The sequence below is a fragment of the Mesorhizobium sp. WSM4848 genome (assembly GCF_055811375.1).
Genome location: NZ_JBVVPX010000129.1, coordinates 1 through 362 on the forward strand (window position 1 = coordinate 1; position 362 = coordinate 362).

Sequence of the window (362 nt, forward strand, 5' to 3'; positions counted from 1 at the left end):
GCAGGGGCCGGCCCAAAGCTCGCGCCCTTGTTCGAGGTTCATGTCAAACGGCATTCTTGGAATGTGATGGATGGCGACGCCACGATCGAAGTCGCTTTGGATCTTGGCAAGGTCGTTGCAGCCGATCGCGAGGCGCCGCTATGCGAGATCGAGTTGGAAAAGAAGGCGGGCTCACCGACAGCGCTGTTTGCGCTCGCCCGGAAAGTCAACCTGATCACGCCGGCGCATCTCGGGGTGCTGAGCAAAGCGGAGCGGGGCTATCGTCTGCTTGGCCCGGCGCCCGGTGCTGTGAAAGCGGCTTCGACCCCGCTCTCGTCCGATATGAGCGCAGCAACGGCTATCGCGCGCATTGCAGTGGCCTG

1 protein-coding gene is annotated in these 362 nt (G+C 63.0%); it reads left to right on the forward strand.

Annotated elements, in window-relative coordinates; all coding sequences use genetic code 11:
* Nucleotides 1–66: 66 nt before the first annotated feature.
* Nucleotides 67–362 (forward strand): CYTH domain-containing protein (locus AC0L16_RS33630; RefSeq protein WP_473625822.1); only part of this gene is annotated, 296 nt, incomplete at its 3' end.